Origin of the sequence: Pseudoalteromonas sp. GW168-MNA-CIBAN-0100, from assembly GCF_040309225.1 — a bacterium.
Lineage (GTDB): Bacteria > Pseudomonadota > Gammaproteobacteria > Enterobacterales > Alteromonadaceae > Pseudoalteromonas > Pseudoalteromonas arctica.
The window spans coordinates 1-266 of record NZ_JBEOOL010000643.1 but is presented as its reverse complement, the minus strand read 5'-3'; the positions used below and the strand labels follow the sequence as shown (position 1 = coordinate 266).

1 protein-coding gene is annotated in these 266 nt (G+C 41.4%); it reads left to right on the top strand.

Going from position 1 to position 266, the window contains the following annotated elements; all coding sequences use genetic code 11:
• A partial coding sequence (locus tag AAEY62_RS22810) for a DUF480 domain-containing protein (RefSeq protein WP_350636698.1) occupies nt 1-266 on the top strand: 266 nt, incomplete at both ends.

The window sequence follows — 266 nt, the reverse complement described above, 5'->3', positions numbered from 1 at the left end:
CGTTAAATGCGCTAACTAATGCGTGTAATCAAAAATCAAATCGTGCACCGGTTTTAAACTTAACCGACAGCGAAGTGCAAATTGCACTCGATGAATTAATAAATGCCCGACTGGTTACCATTGATGAAGGGCTTTCTGGGCGAGTAAATAAATACGACCACCGTTTTTGTAACACCGAGTTTAGTAGCTTAAAATTTAGTGCGCAGCAGCGCGCAATTATTTGCTTGTTACTGTTACGGGGTGCACAAACTCCCGGAGAATTAAAA